Origin of the sequence: Streptococcus sp. HMSC34B10, assembly GCF_001839505.1 — a bacterium.
In the GTDB taxonomy this organism is placed as follows: Bacteria; Bacillota; Bacilli; order Lactobacillales; family Streptococcaceae; genus Streptococcus; species Streptococcus peroris.
This window is the reverse complement of record NZ_KV841555.1, coordinates 29,648-53,252: the sequence shown is the minus strand read 5'-3', so window position 1 is coordinate 53,252 and position 23,605 is coordinate 29,648. Positions and strand designations below refer to the sequence as shown.

The window sequence follows — 23,605 nt, the reverse complement described above, 5'->3', positions numbered from 1 at the left end:
GGTGTCGCAGGTTCGAATCCTGTCTTCCCGATTGGTCAATACTTAAATTGAGGCGGTTGCCTTTTTTTATTTTTTCATTTGATAGGATTTATAATTTACTATTTACTTGTAAATTCTCATTACATTTTCCTAAAGCTTCCATGTTATTTTCATTTCAAAAACGAATTTTTTGGCTAAGAATTATCTTTATGATAGTTCTTTTTTTTTATTTTTGGTATCCTAGTCATATGAAAAGAATCAAAATTGATGTTGTAGTTGTTCCTTTAAGTGGACATTTGTATCCAACAATGAATTTATTAATACCTTTACTTAATAACCCTCGATATGAGATTCGTTTATTCACTGGTCCTCAAAAAAAAGCCGTTGCTGAGGCTGCAGGTTTTAATGTAGTTACTATACTAGAAGGGCACGTTGATGAGTTCGAAAAAGCAGCAAATAACTCTGAACAATTAGGAATTTTATCAGCATATCATCAACTTTCTGCTAGTATTGATTTAATTAATCTAGTTTCTGATCAATTAATGAAAGAGTGGCAAAAGAATCGCCCAGATATTGTTATTGCTGATTTTATAACTTTGTCAGGTGGGCTCGTAGCAGATCAGCTTGGTATTCCTTGGATTACTACTATGGCTACACAATTTGTTTTAGAGACTACTGATGGCCCGCCCTGTCTAATTGGTAGGATGGGGAGTCCTAAGAATAGCTGGGAAGCTTCGATACAATTTGTTGGCAGAAAAGCAACTCGTTTAGTGAAACGAATTGTATCTTTTTCGTTTCGTGATCGCTTAAAAAGATATAATTTTAAATTGTATAATCAACTCGGTCATGAGACAATTTATTCTCCATATTCAATCCTTGGTATAGGGATGAAAGAAGTAGAGTTAAAAAAGGGCTTTCCAGAACACTATAAGTGGGTAGGACCCTTTGGAGCTTCAGTAGAGGCTGGGAAAGATTATCCATTAGATTTGTCAGCTTTTCCTAATCGAAAGAAAGTTTTGGTGACTTGTGGGACTCAACTGGCATGGGCCAAAGATAATCTAATCTTTCAAGCGAAGCAACTAGCCAAAGCGCATCCTGATTTTCACTTTTTTGTGACTCGTGGAGTTGGTGGAGAACCTTTTCAGAGTGAGAATCTGATGGAGAATCTGTCCGTTGTTTCTTATCTTCCTTACAAAGAATACATTCCTCAGATGGATTATGTGATTCATCATGGTGGAGCTGGAATTTTTTATCAATGTATCATTTATGGTAAACCAGCTTTGATTTTGCCTCATGATTACGACCAATTTGATTATGCCGTTCGTGGTGTGGAAGCGGGTGTTGCACTGACTGCTAATAAAGAGGATACGAGAGCGATTGGCTTAGCCTTTGAGAAATTAATTACTAAAGAAGATTGGTCAGAATTAAAAATTTTACGCCAGGCTGCACAATCCTATCATCCAACAGAAATTTTGGAGAGCGAAATTCACCGACTGTTATCAACTAAGGAGAAAGAATGATGAAAAAAGTATTAGTTACGGGAGCCACTGGTTTTCTTGGAAAGTATGTTGTAGAAGAACTAGTTGAGCATGGTTACCAAGTGCGAGCTTTTGGTAGAAACAGTAAGGTAGGTCGCTCTTTGGAGAATTCTTCGGTCAGTTTTTTTCAGGGTGATTTGACAAAGGCAGAAGATTTATTAGAGGCTTGTCAAGAGATGGACATGGTTGTTCATGCTGGAGCTCTGTCAACAGTTTGGGGGCCTTGGGAAGATTTTTATCAGGCTAATGTTTTAGGAACTAAATATATTCTCGAAGCTTGTCGACAAGCTAGTATCCAACGATTAGTCTATGTATCATCACCTAGTATCTATGCAGCGCCTAGAGATCAACTAGGGATTAAAGAAAGTGATGCACCAGAGGAAAATAAGCTTAATAACTATATCCGTAGTAAATTAGCTTCGGAGAAACTCTTTAAAGATTATCCAGATGTTCCGAGTATCATCTTGAGGCCTCGGGGCCTGTTTGGGATTGGGGACACTAGCATCTTGCCACGGGTTATCAATCTGAGTCAAAAAATAGGAATTCCTTTGATTGGAGATGGGCGTCAGCTCATGGATATGACTTGTGTGGAAAATGTTGCTCTGGCAATCCGTTTAGCCTTAGAAGTCCCAGAAGCAAAAGGTGAGGTTTATAACATTACTAATGGCGAACCGAGGGCTTTTAGAGATTTGCTAGAGGAAAGTTTGACAGGTCTGGGTTATCCAATCAAATATAGAAAAATTCCAGCATCTCTCTTATCAGGAATTGCAAGTAGTTTAGAATTTCTATACAAGACCTTGAACCTTAAAGGGGAGCCGCCTCTAACTCGATATACCTATTTTCTACTTCGTTATAGTCAAACTCTAGATATTAGCAAGGCTGAGAGGGAATTGGGGTATCATCCGAAAATTAGTATTTCAGAAGGGATTGAACAATATGTCCAAGATTATCGAAAGCATTGAGTATTTCCCAGCGGGATATTGTACGAGTTATGCCGGTTTGCTTTTTAAGGGTGTCAAGAATAGAAAGATGACTTTCCCCGCAGGAGTGTTCCTTATCAAGCACAGGGATAAGGGCTATCTGCTCTATGATACTGGCTATCACTACGATATTAAGACAAAACTAAGATATGCTTTATATCGCTTGGGGACGCCCGTTCAAATGACAGAGAAAGATCAGATTGTGCACTTGCTGAAAGCTAAAGGGATCAAGCCAGAAGAAATTAACTATGTCTTGTTGTCTCATCTACATCCAGATCATTTGGGAGGGGCTAGCTTCTTTCCGAATGCAAACTTTATCCTGACCCAGGAAGTCTATGATGTATACAAGAAACCAAAACTAAAAGATTTAATTTTTAAAGAATTTTTGCCGAGTGACTTCGAGGAAAGATTGACAGTCATCAAGGCAAATCAGCAAAGCGCTAACTTTTCTTATCGTCCTACCTATGATTTGTTTGGAGATGGAAGTATCCTGGTAGCTTCTATTGATGGGCATGCTAAGGGTCAAGCTTGCCTCTTTATGCCAGACTATGATCTCTTTATCGCGGCAGACCTCTGTTGGGGCATTGACCTTTTGCCTTACACCAAACAGATGCATCTGATTCCTTCCTTGGTTCAAGATAGTAAGGCTGACTATATCAAAGGAACGGAGCTCTTGGAAGAGGTTTTAAAGGATGGAATAGAAGTGCTAGTTAGCCATGATCCTGTAGAAAGGATTGAGCGGATTTTGTATGAAAAAAATAACCTTTCTTAAAACTTTTATCCAAACTCGCTGGCTTCATAACTTTAAATCTCGAGAAGCATTAGAAAACTATCAGAAAAAGCAACTGGCTGCCTATATGGACTTTCTCAAACGCGAGTCACCTTATTTTAAAAATGGTGTGCCTCACGACTTTGACCACATGGATAAAGCTTTTATGATGACGCATTTCAATGAGCTTAATACTCAGGGTGTGGATCGAGATGAGGCCTTGGCTTTGGCTATCGAAAGTGAAAAGACCAGGAATTTTACAGAGCTCAAGGGAGAAATAGCTGTTGGGTTGTCTTCTGGAACATCTGGACACCGGGGACTCTTTATCACAACTGAAAAAGAGAGAAGTATGTGGGCAGCAGCTATCTTGGCAAAGATGTTGCCCAAGGGCCAACTTTTTGGGCATCGCATAGCCTTTTTCTTGAGAGCGGATAATGAATTGTATCAGACCATCAATACGGCGCTCATTCGTTTAGAATACTTTGATATTTTCAAGAATACAGATGAGCATATCGAGCGCCTCAACAATTATCAACCGACCATTGTGGTGGCGCCTGCTTCTATGTTGATTGAATTGAGCAAGCGCCTAAAAGATGGGGAGTTAGTCATTCACCCACAAAAAATCGTTTCGGTGGCTGAAATCTTGGAAGATAGTGATAAAGAGCGAATTTTGAGCGCTTTTGAGTTACCGATTATTGACCAAGTCTACCAGGCAACCGAAGGTTTCCTAGCTTGCACTTGCTCGGCTGGGAATCTTCATCTCAATGAAGATATCATTTTTGTGGAAAAATACTACTTGGATGACCGACGTTTTTATCCAGTCATTACTGATTTTAAGCGGAGCAGTCAGCCTGTTTATCGCTACCAGCTCAACGATATCTTGGTTGAGAATCCCGAAGCTTGTCCATGTGGATCTCATTACACAAGGATTGACAAGGTCGAAGGGCGTTCTGACGATATCTTCTATTTTGATGGACAAGATGGAGGTCAGGTAACGATTTATCCTGACTTTATCAGACGTTGTATTCTCTTTGTGGAGAATGTTGGAGATTATCAGGTCAAGCAACACTCTGAGAAGTTAGTGGAAGTTTGTTTGAGCCGAAGAGATGAGCAAGTAGAAACAGCAATCACAGAGCAGTTCCGACTCTTAGCGCAACAAAAAGAGTTTAAAGAACCTGAAATACAATTTTCAGATTATCACTGGGATACAAGTCGTAAGCTCAAACGTATCCAACGTTTATGAAAGGACAAAAAATTATGACAGAAGTAAAAAGACATGTAGAAATTGCAGGCTATGGAGTCTGCCTTCCAAAAAATACGGTGCAATTTAAAGACCAGACCCGTCATCGTGTGGTTGAAAATGAAGAAACGCAACTAGATTTGGCAGAAGCAGCTATCCAAGCTGCACTTGAAAATGCAAATTTGAATATGAAAGACATTGATTGCCTGGTATCAGCTAGTGCGGTTGGTGTTCAACCGATTCCTTGTACGGCAGCTTTGATTCATGAACGCGTGGCAAAAGGGCTCTCTATCCCAGCTATGGATATTAATACGACCTGTACAAGTTTTATCTCTGCTTTATCAACCATGTCACATTTGATTGAAGCTGGGGAATACCGTCGTGTTTTGATTGTATCCAGTGAAGTTGGTAGCTTGGGTCTCAATCCAAAGCAAAAAGAAAGTTATGAACTCTTTAGTGATGGAGCGGCTGCCTTTATTTTCCAATCAAGTGATAAGGATAAGGGAGTGATAGCAAGCCTTCAACGTACTTGGTCAGAGGGGGCTCACGATACAGAGATTCGTGGAGGCTTAACTTCTTATCAGCCAAAAGAGTACTCTGAAGAGACCAAGACAAATTTTATGTTTGATATGAAAGGCAAGAAAATTCTCTTGCTTTCTGCTCGTGTCATCCCAGAAATGTTCCAAGAATTCCAAGAGAAATCTGGGATTTCTAAAGATGCTGTAGACTATATTATTCCCCACCAAGCCAGTCGCGCTCTTCCTTTGGTCATGGGAAAACTGGGTGTAGATGGAGACAAGTACCTTAATCTCGTTACAGATTATGGAAATATGGTCTCCGTTGCTGTACCTTTTGGTTTGGCCTATGCACTCGATCATGGCTATGTAAAAGAAGGAGATACCATCTTCTTAATGGGAACTGCAGCTGGTATGACGGTTAATATGTTGGCTTTGAAATTGTAAAATAATAGCAGGCACATATAAGTGGCCTGCTTTTTAAATTAATTTTAAACGTAGAACTATCGGCCTATACAGAAAAAGCTTGATAAGTTTTATGAAACTAAGTATACTAGAAGGTAATAGCATTTTTAGATAGTATATTAAAGAGTATATTTAGAAATTGAGGGGGAGATATGGGGACAAGAAAATTTCGATTATTGATGTCCAAGTATGGTTTTAGTATTGCGATTATCCTTATAGAATTAGTTCTTATTTTCGGAATTATTCTTTACATGAGCCAGATTGCTCCGATTATTTGGGTGACTCTTGTATTTTTGATTAGCGTAGCAACTGTTATAGCGATTGTCAATCGTTCGATGTCACCTGAAAGCAAAGTAACTTGGTTGATTGTGACTTTTGTACCGGTGTTTGGTCCACTGCTTTATCTCATGTTCGGTGAGAGAAGACTATCAAAAAAAGAACTGAAACAACTGAGAGAATTGCGACTAATTAGTTTACAAGAGAAGCATGAAGATAGTCTTCATCAGGGTCTACAAGAAACAGATAAATCTGCCTACGGGATTATCAATGCCTTGTTACATATGGATAGTAATGCCGAAGTTTATGATCAGACGGATTCACAATTCTTTGCTAACGGAGAAGAAATGTGGCAACAGATGCTGGAGGATTTAAAGAGGGCAGAGAAATTTATTTTTCTAGAATATTACATTGTAGAAGAAGGTTTGATGTGGGATAGCATGCTAGAAGTTCTTGAAGAAAAAGCTGCTCAGGGTGTTGAAGTCAAGATGCTCTATGACGATATTGGTTGTATGGTGACCTTGCCTGGTGATTACACTGTTCATCTACGCTCGAAAGGGATTGATGCTCATAAGTTTAATAAGGTGATTCCTCGTATGACAGTGGCTTATAACAACCGTGACCACCGAAAAATCTTGGTGATTGATGGACAGATTTCCTACACTGGTGGGATCAACCTAGCAGACGAATACATCAATCAGATTGAACGTTTTGGACATTGGAAAGATAGTGGTGTTCGCATAGATGGCCCAGCGACTCAAGCATTTACAAGACTATTTCTCATGAACTGGTACATCAACCGTGGAGAAATTAGTGACTTTGATCAGTATCACTTGGAAAATCAGACACGATCAGGTGGTGGGCTTTGTATCCCATATGGTAGTGGGCCGAAACCAATTTACCAAATGAAGGTAGGAAAAATTGTCTATCAAAACCTGATCAATCAAGCGGAGGATTTTGTCTATATCACAACGCCTTATCTTATTATTGATTACGATTTGACAGAGGATATAAAAAACGCGGCTATGCGAGGAGTAGATGTACGGATTGTAACTCCATATATACCGGATAAAAAGCTCATTCAGTTGGTAACTCGTGGATCTTATCCTGACCTTTTGTCCGCTGGTGTACGTATCTATGAGTATACTCCTGGTTTTGTCCATAGTAAGCAAATGATTGTGGATGATCGCTTTGCAGTTGTTGGAACCATCAATCTTGATTATCGTAGCTTGGTTCATCACTATGAAAATGCAGTTTTATTGTATGAAACACCGTCCATTGCAACTATTCGCAAAGACTTTGAAGAGATTTTTAAACAGTCACAAGAAATCTTTCCTGGAACAATTAAGGCTACCTGGTACCAAAAGTTAATCAAGGAAGTGACCCAGTTATTTGCCCCTATGCTCTAAATGAAAGAGCTAGTTAATTTGGATCATTAGTGAAAGAGATGGTTTACTGTCTCTTTTTTCTGTAAGCAGTTTCCTTGACAACTTAAGTTATTTTCGCTAAGATATAGTTAATATAGATACAATATACGGGAGTCTGTGTACAGTCTGAGAGGAAGTGTTAAACTTCGACCGCACCTGATCTGGGTAATGCCAGCGTAGGGAACGATTGCTTAGTCCAAAACTGTGCCTTTTCCATATATGGTAAAGGTTTTTCTTTTTTAAAAGGAGAACCTAGAAAGGAGGTTTTTGTGAAAGCGAGTATTGCTTTACAAGTTCTACCCTTATCTCAGGGGATTGATCGAATAGCAGTGATTGATCAGGTAATAACTTATCTGCAGGCCCAATCAGTAACTATGGCGGTGACACCTTTTGAGACGGTCATAGAGGGAGAATTTGATGAGCTCATGCGCATTCTCAAAGAGGCGCTTGAAGTAGCAGGACAGGAAGCGGACAATGTTTTTGCCAATGTGAAAATAAATATAGGAGAGATTTTAAGTATTGATGAGAAACTTGAAAAATATAATGAGAAGGCATATTAGTCTGCTAGGATTTTTAGGAGTGCTGTCCATCTGGCAGTTGGCAGGGTTATTTCAGCTTTTGCCTAAGTTTATCTTACCAACCCCACTTGAAATCCTTCAGTCTTTTGTTCGAGATAGAGAGTTTCTTTGGTACCATAGTTGGGCAACCTTGAGAGTAGCTTTGCTAGGTTTGATTTTAGGAGTGGTGATTGCCTGCATTATGGCGATTTTAATGGACAGCTTATCCTGGTTGAATGATTTGATTTATCCCATGATGGTGGTAGTTCAAACCATTCCGACTATTGCGTTGGCTCCAATTTTAGTTTTGTGGCTAGGTTATGGGATTTTGCCAAAAATTGTCTTGATTATCTTGACAACGACCTTTCCTATCATCGTCAGTATTTTAGATGGTTTTAGGCATTGCGACAAGGACATGCTGACCTTGTTTAGTTTGATGCGAGCAAATCCTTGGCAAATTCTTTGGCATTTTAAAATTCCAGCAAGTCTACCTTACTTTTATGCTGGCTTGAGGGTTAGTGTTTCCTATGCCTTCATCACAACAGTAGTATCTGAATGGCTAGGAGGCTTTGAAGGGCTTGGTGTTTATATGATTCAGTCCAAGAAACTGTTTCAGTATGATACCATGTTTGCCATTATTATTCTGGTGTCGCTTATTAGCCTTCTGGGAATGAAGCTGGTCGATATCAGTGAAAAATATGTGATTAAATGGAAACGTACATAAAATAGAGCGTTTCAGAAAAAGAAAAGAGGAAATAAAAATGAAGAAAATGTGGAAAGTTTTTTTAACGATTGTAACAGCATTTGTAGCTGTCTTGCTTGTAGCTTGTGGCCAGGGAACTACTTCTAAGGACAAGAAAGAAGCAGAACTCAAAAAAATTGACTTTATCCTAGACTGGACACCAAATACCAACCACACAGGGCTTTATGTAGCCAAAGAAAAAGGATACTTCAAGGAAGCTGGAGTGGATGTTGATTTGAAATTGCCACCAGAAGAAAGCTCATCAGACTTGGTCATCAATGGTAAGGCACCTTTTGCGGTTTACTTCCAAGACTACATGGCTAAGAAATTGGAAAAAGGAGCAGGTATTACTGCTGTTGCAGCGATTGTTGAGCACAATACATCAGGAATTATTTCTCGTAAGTCTGACAATATCAATAGTCCTAAAGACTTGGTTGGTAAGAAATACGGTACTTGGAACGACCCAACAGAACTAGCGATGTTGAAAACCTTGGTAGAATCTCAAGGTGGGGATTTTGACAAAGTTGAAAAAGTGCCAAATAATGATTCAAACTCAGTAACACCAATTGCCAATGGAGTTTTTGACACTGCTTGGATTTACTACGGTTGGGACGGTATTCTTGCCAAATCTCAAGGCGTGGACGCTAACTTCATGTACTTGAAAGACTATGTCAAAGAGTTTGACTACTACTCACCAGTCATCATCGCAAATAATGATTATCTGAAAAATAATAAAGAAGAAGCTAAGAAAGTTGTTCAAGCCATCAAAAAAGGTTATCAATACGCTATGGAACACCCAGAAGAAGCCGCAGATATCCTCATCAAAAATGCACCTGAACTCAAGGAAAAACGTGATTTTGTCATTGAATCTCAAAAGTACTTATCAAAAGAATATGCAAGTGATAAAGAAAAATGGGGTCAATTTGACCCTGCCCGCTGGAATGCTTTTTACAAGTGGGATAAGGATAATGGGATCCTTAAAGAAGATTTGACAGACAAAGGATTTACCAACGAATTTGTAAAATAATGACAGAAATTAGACTAGAACATGTAAGCTATGCTTACGATAATGAAAAGATTTTAGAGGATATTAACCTACAGGTAACTTCAGGTGAAGTGGTTTCTATCCTAGGTCCCAGTGGTGTTGGAAAGACAACCCTCTTTAACCTGATTGCAGGAATTTTAGAAGTTCAGTCAGGGAGAATTGTGCTTGACGGAGAGGAAAATCCTAAGGGGCGCGTGAGTTATATGTTGCAAAAGGATTTGCTCCTGGAACATAAGACAGTGCTTGGCAATATTATCCTGCCACTTTTGATACAAAAGGTGAATAAAGCAGAAGCTATTGCTCGCGCAGATGAAATCCTGGCTACCTTTCAGTTGACGTCGGTACGGGATAAGTATCCTCATGAGCTCAGCGGCGGGATGCGCCAGCGCGTTGCCTTGCTTCGTACCTATCTTTTTGGGCATAAGCTCTTTCTTCTGGACGAGGCCTTTAGTGCTTTGGATGAGATGACTAAGATGGAACTCCATGCTTGGTATCTGGAGATTCACAAGCAACTAGGTTTGACGACACTCATCATTACGCATAGTATCGAGGAAGCTCTCAATCTTAGTGACCGAATCTATATCTTGAAAAATAGGCCTGGGCAGATTGTTTCTGAAATCAAACTCGACTGGTCTGAAGATCAAGACAAGGAAGTTCAGAAAATTGCTTATAAACGCCAGATTTTGGCGGAATTGGGCATTGAACCATAACTCAAAAAACTTCGGAATGATTTATTCATACCGAAGTTTTTTTTATATAGTTTATGATGTGATAGTGTGGACGAATCCTTTATTATAATCCCATTGCAACTTTAGAGATGAGTAGGAAAGAACCATCTTCTTGTTTATCAAAGGTAAGAGTGACAGACTGGATATTATTACCTGTTGATACATAAGAAATCACTTTGTTTTCGCGATCCTTTTTCTTGGTTGTACTTTCTTTTGATGGTTTTCCGTGTTCTTTTATGACATCCTCATAGTTGGTACCACCAGCACCTTGCTTGAGAATATCACCTTGCTTCAGAGCATCGAATTGCGCTTTTGTCCATGTAAATTCGCCACCTTCGGCTTGTTTTGTAGCTTGAGCAGCATTCTTTCGGATTTGATTATAGATAACTTGACTACCCACAGCAAAAACAATAGATGTTACAGCAAGAACGGTACCGATAATAGCTAGTAACTTTTTATTTTTAAGGTTTATAAATAAGCCAACGATACCGAGGATAAGTGCAAGGATAGCGATTAAGAATGAAATTTGGTTGATACCGGGAATCCAAGAACCAAGAAGTGCAATAGCACCTAAAACAATGGCTAGGATACCAAAAATTTTGTTTTCCTGTTTCATGATGAAACCTTTCTCAGCTTTTATTGTGAATCAGAATTTGCACATACTTTCTAGGCTTCATAGATTCTATAAGGGTTTGAAAACCTTATAAGAAATATGAACTGTTTTTATTATACCATAATGAAGAAATATGTTCATTTGGGAGGGGGAGAGTGGCTTGCTGGAGTGAAGAGGTTCAAAGAAAAATAGATGGTCAAGCTAGACTTAAGTGATAATCATTTTAAAGTCAGTTGTATCAAGGCTTTAGGCCTTCTAAGTTGACTTATCACTTGTGAAATGTTACTATAGTCAAAGATAGTCAAGGTTAATAGAAGGAGGTGGCATACGATGAGATTTAAAAATACATCTGATCATATTGAAGCATATATCAAGGCTATTTTAGAGCAGTCTGGCATCGTGGAATTGCAACGTAGCCAGTTAGCGGACACCTTTCAGGTCGTGCCTAGCCAAATTAATTATGTCATCAAAACACGTTTTACAGAGAGTAGAGGATATCTAGTTGAGAGCAAGCGAGGTGGCGGAGGTTATATTCGTATTGGGCGGATAGAATTTTCTAACCATCATGAAATGCTTCGGGATTTATTGTACTCAGTCGATGAAGAAGTGAGCCAAGATATTTATGAAGATGTTTTGAAGCTTTTATTTGAGCAAGAATTACTGACACGTCAAGAGATGAATTTGCTATTATCTGTGGCAACTGATCGAGTTTTGGGTGAGGGAGCTTCCTTTACCCGTGCAAATATGCTACGTCAGCTATTACAAGAGGTTGATAGAAAAGGAAAATAACGAAATTATGAATGAATCGAAAGCATTGAGAGAGTGTATTGAAAGTGCCCGCTTAGTTGCTAGCCATTTTGGTGGGAGGTATTTAGAATCTTGGCACCTACTGATTGCCATGGCCAATCATAGCTACAGTGTAGCGGGAGCCACTTTGAACGAATTTCCTTATGAGATTGATCGTTTAGAGGAGGTCGCTGTCGAGCTGACAGAAACGAACTACAGTGATTCAGAAGATTATCAAGAACTTCCTTTTTCACATCGTTTGAAGGTTTTGTTTGTAGAGGCAGAGTATATTGCTTCCACTGTACATGCTAAGACTTTAGGGACCGAGCATGTCCTTTATGCAATCTTGCATGATGGCAATGCCCTAGCTACCCGGATTTTAGAAAAAGCAGGATTTTCATATGAAGACCAGAAGGACCAAGTTAGGATTGCATCCCTTCGCCGTAACCTTGAAGCGCGTGCTGGTTGGACAAAAGAAGATTTAAAGGCTCTGCGTCAGCGCCACCGTTCAGTAGCAGATAAGCAAAATTCGATGGCTAATATGATGGGCATGCCTCAAACTACAAGCGGTGGTTTGGAAGATTACACTCATGACCTTACAGAGCAAGCTCGTTCAGGCAAATTGGAACCAGTTATTGGGCGTGACCAAGAAATTTCTCGTATGATTCAAATCTTGAGTCGTAAGACCAAAAATAATCCAGTTCTTGTTGGAGATGCAGGTGTCGGTAAAACAGCTTTGGCACTTGGCCTTGCGCAGCGTATTGCTAGTGGGAATGTGCCGGATGAAATGGCTAAGATGCGAGTTTTAGAGCTCGATTTGATGAATGTGGTTGCTGGGACCCGTTTCCGTGGAGACTTTGAAGAACGTATGAACAATATCATCAAAGATATTGAGGAAGACGGTAAGGTTATCCTCTTTATCGATGAGCTTCATACCATTATGGGATCAGGAAGCGGGATTGACTCGACCTTGGATGCGGCGAATATCCTGAAACCTGCTCTAGCGCGTGGAACTCTGAGAACTGTTGGGGCAACCACTCAGGAAGAATACCAAAAACACATCGAAAAAGACGCAGCCCTTTCTCGTCGTTTTGCCAAAGTTATGATTGAGGAACCGAGCGTGGCTGATAGTATGGCTATCTTACAAGGATTAAAAGCAACTTATGAGAAGCACCACCATGTCCAAATTACAGACGATGCAGTCGAAACAGCTGTTAAAATGGCACATCGCTATTTGACTAGTCGTCACTTGCCAGACTCAGCGATTGATCTTTTGGATGAAGCGGCAGCAACTGTTCAAAATAAATCAAAGCACGCTAAAAAAGATGAGTCAGGCTTAACACCTGCAGATAAGGCTTTGATGGATGGCAAATGGAAACAAGTAGCTCAGCTCATTTCAAAAGAACAGGAAGTTCCAGTCTATAAAGATCTAGTAAAAGAGTCTGATATTTTGACAACCTTGAGTCGCTTGTCAGGTATTCCAGTTCAAAAATTGACACAAACGGATGCCAAGAAGTATCTCAACCTTGAAGCTGAACTCCACAAACGTGTTATTGGACAAGAACAAGCTGTATCTAGTATCAGTCGTGCCATCCGCCGAAATCAATCTGGTATTCGCAATAACAAACGTCCAATTGGATCCTTTATGTTCCTTGGGCCGACAGGTGTTGGTAAAACTGAACTGGCTAAAGCCTTGGCAGAAGTTCTCTTTGATGATGAGTCTGCTCTTATCCGCTTTGATATGAGTGAATACATGGAGAAATTTGCAGCCAGTCGTCTCAATGGAGCTCCTCCAGGTTATGTAGGTTACGAAGAAGGTGGAGAGTTGACCGAGAAGGTTCGTAACAAACCGTACTCAGTCTTGCTTTTTGATGAGGTAGAAAAGGCACACCCAGATATCTTTAATGTGCTCCTGCAGGTCTTGGATGATGGTGTCTTAACAGACAGTAAGGGTCGCAAGGTTGATTTCTCAAATACCATTATTATCATGACGTCAAACCTTGGTGCGACAGCTCTTCGTGATGACAAGACAGTCGGTTTTGGAGCTAAGGATATTCGTTTTGATCAGGAAAATATGGAAAAACGGATGTTCGAAGAGTTGAAAAAAACTTACCGCCCAGAGTTTATCAACCGTATTGATGAAAAAGTTGTCTTCCATAGCCTATCTAGTCAAGATATGCAAGAAGTGGTTAAGATTATGGTCAAACCATTGATTGCAAGTCTGGCAGAAAAAGGCATTGACTTGAAACTCCAAGTATCTGCCCTTAAGCTTCTAGCTCAGAAGGGATATGATCCAGAGATGGGAGCTCGCCCACTGCGCAGAACTCTGCAAACAGAAGTAGAAGACAGACTAGCAGAGCTCCTTCTTACAGGTGAATTGAAAGAAGGTAAGACGCTTAAAATTGGTGTCAAAGCAGGTCAATTGAAATTCGAGATTGCATAAAACAAAAACTAGGATACTCTAGTACTGGTAGATAGAAACCCTTCATTGCCATCAATAGCAGAAAGGAAGTAGAAGATGATGAATCAAACTATTCCAACCGGGATGACAGAAAAAGAGTACTTTGAAGTTCACGCTAGTCAAGCTGAATTCTTAGACTGGTACCACAAGCAAGCACTCCCTCAGTACGAAAAACCAAGCGTGACTGTGGATATGGTAGCCTATTGCTTTGTAGAAGGAAAAATGAAACTCTTTCTGATTCGTCGGAAGGCACACCCTTTTCAAAATTGCTTAGCGCTAGTTGGCGGATTTATGGATAAAGGGGAGGATGCTGCCCATGCTTGTCAACGTGAGGTAAAAGAAGAAATCAATCTTGATCTTCCACTGGAAAAGATTGAGCAGCTAGTGACAGTATCTACTCCTGGTCGTGATCCCAGGGGTTGGACAGTTACCATTGCCCACTTGGTTTACCTACCGAACCGAGCGATTGACTTGGTCCAGGCAGGAGATGATGCAAAAGAAGTCATTCTTGTAGATGTTGATTTTCATACAGGTAAGTGCTATTTGGATGGCAAAGAACTGGAAGAGAAGGACTTTGCATTTGACCACTTATCCATTATTCAAGAATCTATCAAGAAGATTCAAGAAACTATCGACTATGACCCTCGTTTCTTTTATCTACTAGAGGATGAGTTCACAGTGGATGATGGGTTAGCCCTCATTGAGACTCTATGCCTAAACAAATCATGTACGAGTGATAGTTTCTTATCAAAATATGGAGACAGCTTAGAGGAAGTTGGTTTTAAACGGATTCCCCAGAAAGAAGTTATTACTATTTATCGATTAAAATAAAAAACGAGGCCGGGATTTTGTCCCGGCCTCTTTGTGAGGTTTTCTTATGATTAAGAATGTTTATCTTTTTTAGGATTACTCATAAAACGAATGAATAAATCTTTGTATTTATATTTTAAATAATGTTCGTGTAAATACAATAAAGCCACGTAGACAATCATGAAAATGGCAGTTAGGTAGAACAAATCAAATGTTGTTTGAGCGTAATGAGTAGCACCCCCATAAGAAACGAAAGCAGCTAAAATCAACCAAGGAAGATATTTGTAATATTTCTTTGACATAAACCTATACCTCCAATATCCTATTTCAATTTTATTATAGCCCTTTAAGAAAAAAATGCAAGCGATTACACTATAAAAATATAGCATTTTTGCAGGAAGAATCTATTTTTAAAAATTCTTTACGAATAAAAGATATGGAAGGAGTAGGAAAAAATGTACTAAAAAATAATTCTAAAAAATTTTAGATAAATAGTTGACAGATTAAAAAACAAATATTACAATATTATTACAAAAACATTTCTAAATATTTCAAAAACATTACATAAGGAGTGTAAAATGAAAAATAAAACTTCTATCAAATTAATGGCCGCAACTGTACTCGCTTCAACCTTGTTATTAGGAGCATGTGGAAATAAGAAAGAGAACACTGCGAGTGATAGTTCTAGTAAGACAACACAGGTATCTTCTAGTTCTAAGGCAAACTCTTCCAACAAAGAAAGTAAAACTCAAGCTTCAACAAGTACTACGACTTCGGAAAAAGCAAAAGCTTCCTCTGAACAAGCATCAAGTCCAACAACTCAAGGACAAGAGGACAATCGAGCAGCGCAAACTCCACAAGCTCCACATCAACAGACTTCACAAAGTCAATCCAATCCAGCAAGTCAGTCAGCTTATGATCCGGCAACTGATCGTAAACTTCAAGACAAGCAGGCAGAACACAACAAACGTTATAAGGGAGTTCTAACCATGGTGGACAAAGACTTTTCGGCTGCAGCTGGGAATTGGAAGGGTGCTAATGGTGAAACTATCACTGTCTCATCAGGTGGTCAATTTACAGTAGAATCCGCTGATGGTAAGAAAGAAAACTATTCTATCCAAAGCTATTCTTATACTCTTGATGACGGGAAATACAATGCTGAAGTAGGTGGTGGAAAAGTTATCCAAATTACAACAGGGGCAGATGGTGCGGTATCTAGTGTTGTCTTGATTCAACCATAGAAAGGTACTTCGAGTTTAGACTAGAGTTAGTCCGACTGTTTTTCACTTAATTTCTCCAAGAGAAGTGGTATAATAAATGCATCAAAAGGGAATGAGTGATAAAGCAATGGCGGATAAATTAATTTTACCTCAAAATACACGATTGATGGGAGTGTTTCTTGGCTTTATAGGTGGTTCTTTGGATGTATTCTGTCACATCCAGTACCATAGTTTGGTGGCTACACAGACAGGGAACATTCTTCTACTGATATCAGATTGGCATGACTCGAATGTCATCAATACCATGCTACGATTCTGCTCGATTATTTTCTTTTCCCTAGGATTTCTTTTTGCCTTACACATGAAGGAATATCGTAAAACAGCTTATTGGCGAGTTAAGATGCTACTTCCCTTATTTATCGGGACCCTTCTTCTGCCCTTCTTTTCGAGATTTCCTTTACTAGAAGTTCCTTTTATTGCTTTTGGAACAGGAATGATGATGCTAACATTTACGGGTAGTTTGATTGAAGATCATCCCTATGTCATTTTTATGACCTCTGGAAATTATCGAAAAATGTTGACTGCTTTGTATCGTATAGCTAGGAGAGAAGGAAATCTTCAAGAATACCGTCGCCAAGCACTAAACTATGGGATTGTTGTAGGAAGTTTCGTCGTGGGTGCCATTAGTTTAGCTGTATCGATGCATTTTTTCCGTGAATGGTCTATTTGGATTGTTAGCTTCAATTTATTTTTGATTATATCCTACTATATAGCTAGAGTGAAGCAACTAGATTTGCAAGATGAAAATATATAAAAATGGCAAGGCTCCTTTGTGAGCTTTGCCATTTTTGTGATGTAGACAAAAGATTACGCCTTCTCTAACTGTAAGAGAGTTTCAATCTCAGCCAGCGTATTTGCTTGTGAGATAGCTCCGCGAAGTTTAGCAGCTCCAGATGTCCCACGCAGGTAGTGAGGAGCTAGTCCACGGAATTCACGAACAGCAACTTTTTCTCCTTTGAGGTCAATCAAGCGTTTCAAGTGCTCGTAGGCGATTTTCATCTTGTCTTCAAAGGTCAAATCAGGCAGGATTTCTCCTGTTTCGAAGTAGTGATTGATTTGGTTGAAGAGATAAGGATTCCCCATAGCAGCGCGACCAATCATAACAGCATCAGCCCCGACTTCTTCGATGCGTTGTTTGGCGTCTTGAACCGTACGGATATCTCCATTTGCGATAAATGGAATTTTTGTAAGAGCTTGGGCAACCTTGTGAAGGGTTTCGAGGTCTGCATGGCCAGTATACATTTGTTCACGGGTACGACCGTGCATGGCAAGGGCAGAAACACCTGCAGATTCAGCAGCGAGGGCGTTTTCTACTGCTAGGGATGGGTCAGACCAGCCTGTACGCATTTTGACAGTGAGAGGGATATCAAGGACAGATTGGACTTTATTGATGATTGAGTAGATCTTGTCTGGATCCTTGAGCCACATCGCACCAGCCTCGTTTTTGACGATTTTATTGACTGGGCAGCCCATGTTGATATCGACGATATCGGTCTTGGTATTTTCTTGGATGAATTCTGCTGCGCGTGCTAGGCTATCTTCGTCGCTTCCGAAAAGTTGGATCGAAACTGGGTTTTCTCCCTCATCGATGTGAAGCATATGAAGAGTCTTTTCGTTGTTATATTGGATTCCTTTGTCAGAGACCATTTCCATGACAACAAGTCCAGCTCCGAGTTCTTTAGCAATGGTACGGAAGGCTGAGTTGGTTACGCCAGCCATGGGTGCTAAAACTGTTCGATTGGGAATCTCAACGTTACCAATCATAAAAGGTGTATTAAGATTTGTCACGAATGAGTTCCTCCAAGTCCTTTTCGTCAAAGTGATAGTGTGATTGGCAGAATTGACAGGTGATTTCTGCCCCGTGGTCTTCATCCTTCATTTCCTGCAAATCTGAACTTGGGAGGCTTGCTAGAGCGTTCAAGAAGCGTTCACGGCTGCAGTCACACTGGAAGCGCAGTTCTTCTTCTGACAGACGTTTGTAGGGATCATCACCATAGATTGCCTTGAGAAGGGATTCAATATGATCTTCACTTTCAAGGAGTGTTGAGATAGCAGGCATCTCTTGGATACGTTTTTCAAAACGAGCAATCTCTTCTTCTTTAGCATCTGGTAAAACTTGAACGAGGAAACCACCTGCGACCTTGACCTCGTCGTTTTCGTCTAAAAGTACATTGAGCCCAACTGCTGAAGGCGTTTGTTGGCTTTCAGTCAGATAAAAGGCCAAGTCTTCACCTATTTCACCGGTAACAAGAGGGGTCATGGAGTTATATGGGTTTCCAGTACCGTAGTCAGTAATGACCAAGAACTCTCCGTTTCCGACAAATGGCCCCACTAAGACTTCACCGGTTGCGGTCTTTTTAATATCGACACCGGGATTTTGCACGTAACCTTTGACGTTTCCTTTTGTATCAGCTACAGTAATGATGGCGCCTAATGAACTAGAACCAAGAACCTTAACAGTTAGCTTTGTATCTCCTTTTTCATTGGCTGCAAGAATTTGGCTAGCGATAAGAGTTCGACCAAGAGCTACTGTTGAACTAGCTTGCGTTTGATGTTTTTCTTGAGCAGTGCGGACGGTCTCTGTGCTGTCAAGGACAAAAGCACGAAAAGCACCACTTTCTGATATTGTTTTAATAATTTTATCCATAGTTACTATTTTAGCACAAAAACTATTAAAGGGGGAGTAGTGTGTTTGATTGTTTGTTAGAAAGGAGAAATGTATTCGCCATTACGAATCATCGTACAAATAGTCATTAAACTTGTGTGAAGTCAGGAAATTTGAGAGACTATCTTAAAATTATCTGAAAAGTCACTAAAATATACAAAAAACAGTTGAAAAATAAAATGATAAAGTGGTAAAATGGTAAAATAGATAATGTTGTAAATGTATAGATGTGAATTGTTTCTATTCACTGTGAAAAGATAGGAAAAGATGAAAAAATATAAAAATGTGTACGTGTTTTTAGGTCGGACCTTGCTATATTTTTGTATTGTATTAGGTTTACTTTATTTCTTTAGTTATTTGGGACAAAGCCAGGGCGAATTTATTTATAATGGATTTTAGATTGGAGGAGAAGAGTTATCATGTCACATAGAACAATTACAGATATGATTGAAACGATTGAGAATTTTGCTCAAAGTCAGCCGTCTTTTCCTGTTTATAATGTATTAGGTGAGGAGCATTCTTATGGTGATTTGAAAGCCAATTCTGACAGTTTGGCTGCTGCTATTGATCAATTAGGGTTACCTGAAAAATCACCTGTAGTCGTCTTTGGTGGTCAGGAATATGAAATGTTAGCTACGTTTGTAGCTCTAACCAAGTCGGGCCATGCCTATATTCCAATTGATAGTCATTCGTCTTTAGAACGCATATCTGCGATTATAGAAGTGGCTGAACCAAGCTTGATTGTTGCCATCTCTGAATTCCCGTTAAATCAAGTATCAACACCAATGATGAGTTTAGGGCACGTTCAGGAAGCATTTGCGCAAGCTGCTAGCTACGAAATCACTCATCCAGTCAAGGGAAATGATAACTACTACATCATCTTTACCTCAGGAACAACTGGGAAACCAAAAGGAGTACAAATTTCGCACGATAACTTGCTCAGCTTTACCAACTGGATGATTACGGATGAAGAGTTTGCAACGCCAAATCGTCCACAAATGTTGGCCCAACCACCCTATTCCTTTGATTTGTCTGTCATGTACTGGGCACCGACCTTAGCTCTTGGAGGAACGCTGTTTGCCCTTCCGTCAGCCATTACTCAAGACTTTAAACAACTCTTTACGACCATCTTTTCTCTTCCAATTGCTATCTGGACTTCAACGCCATCTTTTGCAGATATGGCTATGTTGTCTGAAGATTTCAATGCAGAAAAGTTGCCAGGTATTACCCATTTCTACTTTGATGGGGAAGAGTTGACCGTTAAAACGGCTCAGAAATTACGTGAACGTTTCCCAAATGCACGCATTATCAATGCCTATGGTCCAACGGAAGCAACAGTAGCTCTATCAGCAGTCGCTGTAACCGATGAGATGATAGCAACTTTCAAACGTTTACCAATCGGCTATACCAAAGAAGATTCTCCAACCTTCGTTATAGATGAAGACGGAAATAAATTGCCAAATGGCGAGCAAGGGGAAATTATTGTTTCTGGTCCAGCTGTTTCAAAAGGTTATATGAATAATCCTGAAAAAACAGCTGCCGCCTTCTTTGAATTTGAAGGGTTACCAGCCTACCATACTGGAGATGTCGGAACCATGACAGATGAAGGACTTCTTCTATATGGTGGTCGTATGGACTTCCAAATCAAATTTAATGGTTACAGGATTGAGTTGGAAGATGTTTCTCAAAATCTCAATAAATCTGGATTTATTGAATCTGCAGTAGCAGTTCCTCGCTATAATAGAGACCATAAGGTACAAAATCTATTGGCTTATATCATCCTCAAAGATGGGGTACGTGAGCAATTTGAACGAGATATCGATATTACCAAAGCTATTAAAGCAGATTTGGCTGATATCATGATGCCCTACATGATGCCGTCAAAATTTATCTATCGAGATAGTCTCCCTCTAACTCCAAATGGAAAGATTGATATTAAAGGCCTGATTAATGAGGTGAATAGCCGATGAAAGACTTTTTTAATCAGCTCCCTCATCTGGAGCCTTATGGGGATCCCCAGTATTTTGTATATGTGATTTTAGCCACTCTGCCTATTTTCATTGGTTTATTCTTCAAAAAGCGTTTTGCTTGGTACGAGATATTAGTGAGTCTTTTCTTTATTGTGACCATGTTGATTGGGGGAAAGACTAATCAGCTCTATCCTTTGATAGCTTATGTTCTATGGCAGATAGTATTAGTCTTTCTTTATAAAGGCTATAGGAAAAAACATGATAGCAAATGGATTTTTTACATAGTTAGTTTTCTGTCACTTTTTCCGATTATGTTTGTCAAGGTAGATTATACTATCCATGGTGGTCAGCCCTTGCTTGGCTTTTTAGGGATTTCTTACCTAACTTTCCGTTCGGTGGGCATGATTATCGAATTGAGAGATGGCGTTATTAAGGAATTTACTCTGTGGGAATTTCTTCGATTTCTACTTTTTATGCCAACATTTTCAAGTGGCCCTATTGACCGTTTTAAACGCTTTAACGAAAACTATCTAACCATCCCTTCTAAGGATGAGCTGGTGGAAATGTTAGATGAATCGGTTAAGTTTATCATGTGGGGCTTCCTATACAAATTTATTCTGGCACATATTTTAGGTGAGATTATGTTACCGCCTTTAAAAAATTTAGCCTTACAGGCAGGTGGAATTTTTAATGTCTATGTTATCGGAGTCATGTATACCTTTGGTCTTGACCTCTTCTTTGATTTTGCGGGCTATTCGATGTTTGCACTTGCTATTTCAAATTTGATGGGAATTCGTAGCCCAATCAACTTCAATAAACCATTTTTATCAAGAGATTTAAAGGAATTTTGGAATCGTTGGCACATGAGTTTATCTTTTTGGTTTCGAGACTTTGTCTTTATGCGCATGGTTTTGGTTATGACACGAAAGAAGCTATTTAAAAATCGAAATGTCACCTCTAGTGTAGCTTATATCGTCAATATGCTGATTATGGGATTTTGGCATGGTGTAACGTGGTATTACATCGCCTATGGTCTTTTCCATGGTGTTGGCTTAGTGATTAATGATGCATGGGTTCGAAAGAAAAATAAGATTAATAAGAAACGTAAAAAGGCTGGTTTACCGACCTTGCCTGAGAATCGTTGGGTAAAATTATTCGGAATGGTTATTACCTTCCATGTTGTTATGCTCTCATTCTTAATCTTTTCGGGATTTTTGAATGATTTGTGGTTTAAGAAATAAAAGGAACTAGAAAAATGGATATCAAATCAGAAGTTATCGAAATTATTGATGAATTGTTTATGGAAGATGTATCTGACATGATGGATGAAGATCTTTTTGATGCAGGTGTGTTGGATAGCATGGGAACTGTTGAATTGATAGTAGAAATCGAAAATCGTTTTGATATTAAGGTGCCTGTAACTGAGTTCGGTAGAGATGATTGGAATACTGCTAATAAAATCGTAGCAGGAATTGTGGAGTTGCAGAATGCTTAAGCGTTTGTGGATGATTTTTGGCCCAATTATAGTGGCTGTGACATTGGCTTTTTTGCTAATTTTCCTGTATCCAACTGAGCTAAATCATAATATTGTGGACGAAAAAAATTCAGCAGCAGAGATTAGTGTTGAAAGTTTTAAGGAACGAAGTAAGAAAACACAAGCATTTTCCGACCCCGATATGCGTTTTGTTCCTTACTTAGGATCAAGTGAATGGATTCGCTATGATAATATGCATCCGGCAGTATTGCCAGAAAAATATAACCGTTCTTATAGACCGTATTTCTTAGGTCAAGCTGGTACTGCTTCTCTGAACCAATATTTCGGATTACAGCAAATCTCATCTGAGTTAGAAAATAAGCAGGTAGTTTTTGTTATATCACCACAATGGTTTACAGAAACAGAGTATTCTCCAGCAAATTTCCGTAGATTTTTTAATAGCGACCAGTTAACGTCGTTTTTGGAAAATCAATCTGACGATATTGCGACGCAATATGCAGCTACGAGGTTATTAAAGAAAAATCCTAATATGGCCTTAAAAGGTATAGTTCAAAAGTTGTCAAAAGGTGAGAAATTATCAGAATCAGATTATTTTCTGATTCGTGTATTTTCACGTTTTAATAGAGGACAAGCAGCCTTATTTGGTCAACTTCCGATGAGAAGTCAATTAAAATATCGTGAACATGTTGGGCGCTTTTTGAAGACTCTTCCAAGCCAATTTTCTTATGAAGAATTAGAAGACATTGCTAGGAAAGAGGCAGAAGCCAATACAACAAATAATGATATGGGTATGGAAAATCATTTTTATACAACAGAGATCAAAAAAGATTTGAAAAAATGGGATGGTTATCAAAAAAATTATAGCTATCTTAAATCATCTGAGTATAATGATTTGCAGTTATTACTGAGTCAATTTGCAAAGTCCAATATTAATGTACTATTTGTTATTCAGCCAGTGAATCAAAAATGGGCAAAATATACGGGTCTTAACGATGACATGTATCAACATGCTGTATCAAAAATTCGTTACCAGTTAGAAAGTCAAGGCTTTACTAATATTGCTGATTTCTCAAAAGATGGGGACAAGCCTTATTTTGTAAAAGATACTATTCACCTTGGATGGCTAGGATGGATAGCCTTTGATAAAGCGGTCGATCCGTTTTTAAGTAACCCAACTCCAGCTCCCACATACCAGTTGAATAATCGTTTCTTCAGCAAGGATTGGGCAACCTATGATGGAGATGTGAAGGAGTTTCACTAATCA

General features: G+C 39.3%; 24 protein-coding genes and 1 riboswitch. Of the genes, 20 read left to right on the top strand and 4 right to left on the bottom strand.

Features of this window, described 5'->3' with window-relative positions:
• Positions 1 to 227 precede the first annotated feature (227 nt).
• From HMPREF3237_RS05495 to HMPREF3237_RS05450, 10 genes are all read left to right on the top strand, one after another.
• On the top strand, positions 228 to 1,499 hold the full coding sequence (locus HMPREF3237_RS05495) for a glycosyltransferase (protein WP_070889105.1): 1,272 nt from the start codon (positions 228 to 230) through the stop codon (positions 1,497 to 1,499).
• Positions 1,499 to 2,479, top strand: coding sequence for an NAD-dependent epimerase/dehydratase family protein (locus tag HMPREF3237_RS05490; RefSeq protein WP_070889104.1), 981 nt, complete (start codon positions 1,499 to 1,501; stop codon positions 2,477 to 2,479). Before HMPREF3237_RS05495 ends, HMPREF3237_RS05490 begins: the two co-directional genes overlap by 1 nt.
• Positions 2,454 to 3,269: an MBL fold metallo-hydrolase gene (locus HMPREF3237_RS05485; RefSeq protein ID WP_070889101.1), complete on the top strand. Its 816-nt coding sequence runs from the start codon at positions 2,454 to 2,456 to the stop codon at positions 3,267 to 3,269. The genes HMPREF3237_RS05490 and HMPREF3237_RS05485 overlap by 26 nt, the downstream gene beginning before the upstream one ends.
• The gene (locus tag HMPREF3237_RS05480; RefSeq protein ID WP_070889100.1) at positions 3,247 to 4,509 is read left to right on the top strand and encodes a F390 synthetase-related protein; all 1,263 of its coding nucleotides are present in this window, start codon (positions 3,247 to 3,249) and stop codon (positions 4,507 to 4,509) included. Before HMPREF3237_RS05485 ends, HMPREF3237_RS05480 begins: the two co-directional genes overlap by 23 nt.
• 14 nt (positions 4,510 to 4,523) lie before the next feature.
• Complete coding sequence (locus HMPREF3237_RS05475) at positions 4,524 to 5,468, top strand: 3-oxoacyl-[acyl-carrier-protein] synthase III C-terminal domain-containing protein (protein WP_070889099.1); 945 nt, start codon at positions 4,524 to 4,526, stop codon at positions 5,466 to 5,468.
• A gap of 170 nt (positions 5,469 to 5,638) precedes the next feature.
• Positions 5,639 to 7,171, top strand: a complete 1,533-nt coding sequence (cls, locus tag HMPREF3237_RS05470) for a cardiolipin synthase (protein ID WP_070889098.1) — start codon at positions 5,639 to 5,641, stop codon at positions 7,169 to 7,171.
• A gap of 115 nt (positions 7,172 to 7,286) precedes the next feature.
• A riboswitch (TPP riboswitch) is annotated at positions 7,287 to 7,389 on the top strand.
• 69 nt (positions 7,390 to 7,458) lie between these two features.
• The gene (locus tag HMPREF3237_RS05465) at positions 7,459 to 7,749 is read left to right on the top strand and encodes a thiamine-binding protein (RefSeq protein ID WP_070889097.1); all 291 of its coding nucleotides are present in this window, start codon (positions 7,459 to 7,461) and stop codon (positions 7,747 to 7,749) included.
• Positions 7,712 to 8,470: an ABC transporter permease gene (locus tag HMPREF3237_RS05460; protein ID WP_070889096.1), complete on the top strand. Its 759-nt coding sequence runs from the start codon at positions 7,712 to 7,714 to the stop codon at positions 8,468 to 8,470. Before HMPREF3237_RS05465 ends, HMPREF3237_RS05460 begins: the two co-directional genes overlap by 38 nt.
• Before the next feature lie 37 nt (positions 8,471 to 8,507).
• A complete protein-coding gene (locus tag HMPREF3237_RS05455; RefSeq protein ID WP_070889095.1) occupies positions 8,508 to 9,515 on the top strand; it encodes an ABC transporter substrate-binding protein in 1,008 nt (335 codons plus the stop codon).
• Positions 9,515 to 10,243, top strand: a complete 729-nt coding sequence (locus HMPREF3237_RS05450; RefSeq protein ID WP_006144762.1) for an ABC transporter ATP-binding protein — start codon at positions 9,515 to 9,517, stop codon at positions 10,241 to 10,243. Before HMPREF3237_RS05455 ends, HMPREF3237_RS05450 begins: the two co-directional genes overlap by 1 nt.
• 82 nt (positions 10,244 to 10,325) lie before the next feature.
• Here the strand turns inward: HMPREF3237_RS05450 and HMPREF3237_RS05445 are convergent, their stop codons facing one another.
• Positions 10,326 to 10,877, bottom strand: coding sequence for a DUF308 domain-containing protein (locus HMPREF3237_RS05445; protein ID WP_070889094.1), 552 nt, complete (start codon positions 10,875 to 10,877; stop codon positions 10,326 to 10,328).
• A gap of 327 nt (positions 10,878 to 11,204) precedes the next feature.
• On the opposite strand from HMPREF3237_RS05445, the gene HMPREF3237_RS05440 reads away from it, so the two are divergent.
• From HMPREF3237_RS05440 to HMPREF3237_RS05430, 3 genes are all read left to right on the top strand, one after another.
• Positions 11,205 to 11,663 (top strand): CtsR family transcriptional regulator, encoded by a 459-nt coding sequence (locus HMPREF3237_RS05440; protein ID WP_006144766.1) that lies wholly within the window; start codon positions 11,205 to 11,207, stop codon positions 11,661 to 11,663.
• A gap of 7 nt (positions 11,664 to 11,670) precedes the next feature.
• Positions 11,671 to 14,103: an ATP-dependent Clp protease ATP-binding subunit gene (locus HMPREF3237_RS05435; protein ID WP_070889093.1), complete on the top strand. Its 2,433-nt coding sequence runs from the start codon at positions 11,671 to 11,673 to the stop codon at positions 14,101 to 14,103.
• A gap of 75 nt (positions 14,104 to 14,178) precedes the next feature.
• Positions 14,179 to 14,952, top strand: coding sequence for an NUDIX domain-containing protein (locus HMPREF3237_RS05430; protein WP_070889092.1), 774 nt, complete (start codon positions 14,179 to 14,181; stop codon positions 14,950 to 14,952).
• 50 nt (positions 14,953 to 15,002) lie between these two features.
• On the opposite strand, the gene HMPREF3237_RS05425 is transcribed toward HMPREF3237_RS05430, so the two are convergent.
• Positions 15,003 to 15,233: a hypothetical protein gene (locus HMPREF3237_RS05425; protein WP_070889091.1), complete on the bottom strand. Its 231-nt coding sequence runs from the start codon at positions 15,231 to 15,233 to the stop codon at positions 15,003 to 15,005.
• 276 nt (positions 15,234 to 15,509) lie between these two features.
• Here HMPREF3237_RS05425 and HMPREF3237_RS05420 point away from each other — a divergent pair, with 276 nt between their 5' ends.
• Positions 15,510 to 16,172, top strand: coding sequence for a hypothetical protein (locus HMPREF3237_RS05420; RefSeq protein WP_070889090.1), 663 nt, complete (start codon positions 15,510 to 15,512; stop codon positions 16,170 to 16,172).
• A gap of 106 nt (positions 16,173 to 16,278) precedes the next feature.
• A complete protein-coding gene (locus tag HMPREF3237_RS05415; protein WP_070889103.1) occupies positions 16,279 to 16,965 on the top strand; it encodes a DUF1275 family protein in 687 nt (228 codons plus the stop codon).
• Positions 16,966 to 17,018: 53 nt separating this feature from the next.
• Here the strand turns inward: HMPREF3237_RS05415 and dusB are convergent, their stop codons facing one another.
• Positions 17,019 to 17,999, bottom strand: a complete 981-nt coding sequence (gene dusB, locus HMPREF3237_RS05410) for a tRNA dihydrouridine synthase DusB (protein WP_070889089.1) — start codon at positions 17,997 to 17,999, stop codon at positions 17,019 to 17,021.
• The gene (gene hslO, locus HMPREF3237_RS05405; RefSeq protein WP_006144774.1) at positions 17,986 to 18,858 is read right to left on the bottom strand and encodes an Hsp33 family molecular chaperone HslO; all 873 of its coding nucleotides are present in this window, start codon (positions 18,856 to 18,858) and stop codon (positions 17,986 to 17,988) included. The genes dusB and hslO overlap by 14 nt, the downstream gene beginning before the upstream one ends.
• A gap of 285 nt (positions 18,859 to 19,143) precedes the next feature.
• On the opposite strand from hslO, the gene HMPREF3237_RS05400 reads away from it, so the two are divergent.
• Genes HMPREF3237_RS05400 through dltD form a run of 5 tightly spaced genes read left to right on the top strand, consistent with a single transcriptional unit; the run spans position 19,144 to position 23,602 of the window.
• Positions 19,144 to 19,275 carry a teichoic acid D-Ala incorporation-associated protein DltX gene (locus tag HMPREF3237_RS05400; protein ID WP_070889088.1) on the top strand — a complete coding sequence of 44 codons (132 nt, stop codon included), beginning with the start codon at positions 19,144 to 19,146 and terminating at the stop codon, positions 19,273 to 19,275.
• Between the two features lie 20 nt (positions 19,276 to 19,295).
• Positions 19,296 to 20,846 carry a D-alanine--poly(phosphoribitol) ligase subunit DltA gene (gene dltA, locus HMPREF3237_RS05395; protein WP_070889087.1) on the top strand — a complete coding sequence of 517 codons (1,551 nt, stop codon included), beginning with the start codon at positions 19,296 to 19,298 and terminating at the stop codon, positions 20,844 to 20,846.
• The gene (gene dltB, locus HMPREF3237_RS05390) at positions 20,843 to 22,087 is read left to right on the top strand and encodes a D-alanyl-lipoteichoic acid biosynthesis protein DltB (protein ID WP_070889086.1); all 1,245 of its coding nucleotides are present in this window, start codon (positions 20,843 to 20,845) and stop codon (positions 22,085 to 22,087) included. The genes dltA and dltB overlap by 4 nt, the downstream gene beginning before the upstream one ends.
• Before the next feature lie 14 nt (positions 22,088 to 22,101).
• A complete protein-coding gene (gene dltC / locus HMPREF3237_RS05385) occupies positions 22,102 to 22,341 on the top strand; it encodes a D-alanine--poly(phosphoribitol) ligase subunit DltC (RefSeq protein WP_006144777.1) in 240 nt (79 codons plus the stop codon).
• Positions 22,334 to 23,602 (top strand): D-alanyl-lipoteichoic acid biosynthesis protein DltD, encoded by a 1,269-nt coding sequence (gene dltD, locus HMPREF3237_RS05380; RefSeq protein WP_070889085.1) that lies wholly within the window; start codon positions 22,334 to 22,336, stop codon positions 23,600 to 23,602. The genes dltC and dltD overlap by 8 nt, the downstream gene beginning before the upstream one ends.
• The last annotated feature ends 3 nt before the right edge of the window (positions 23,603 to 23,605 follow it).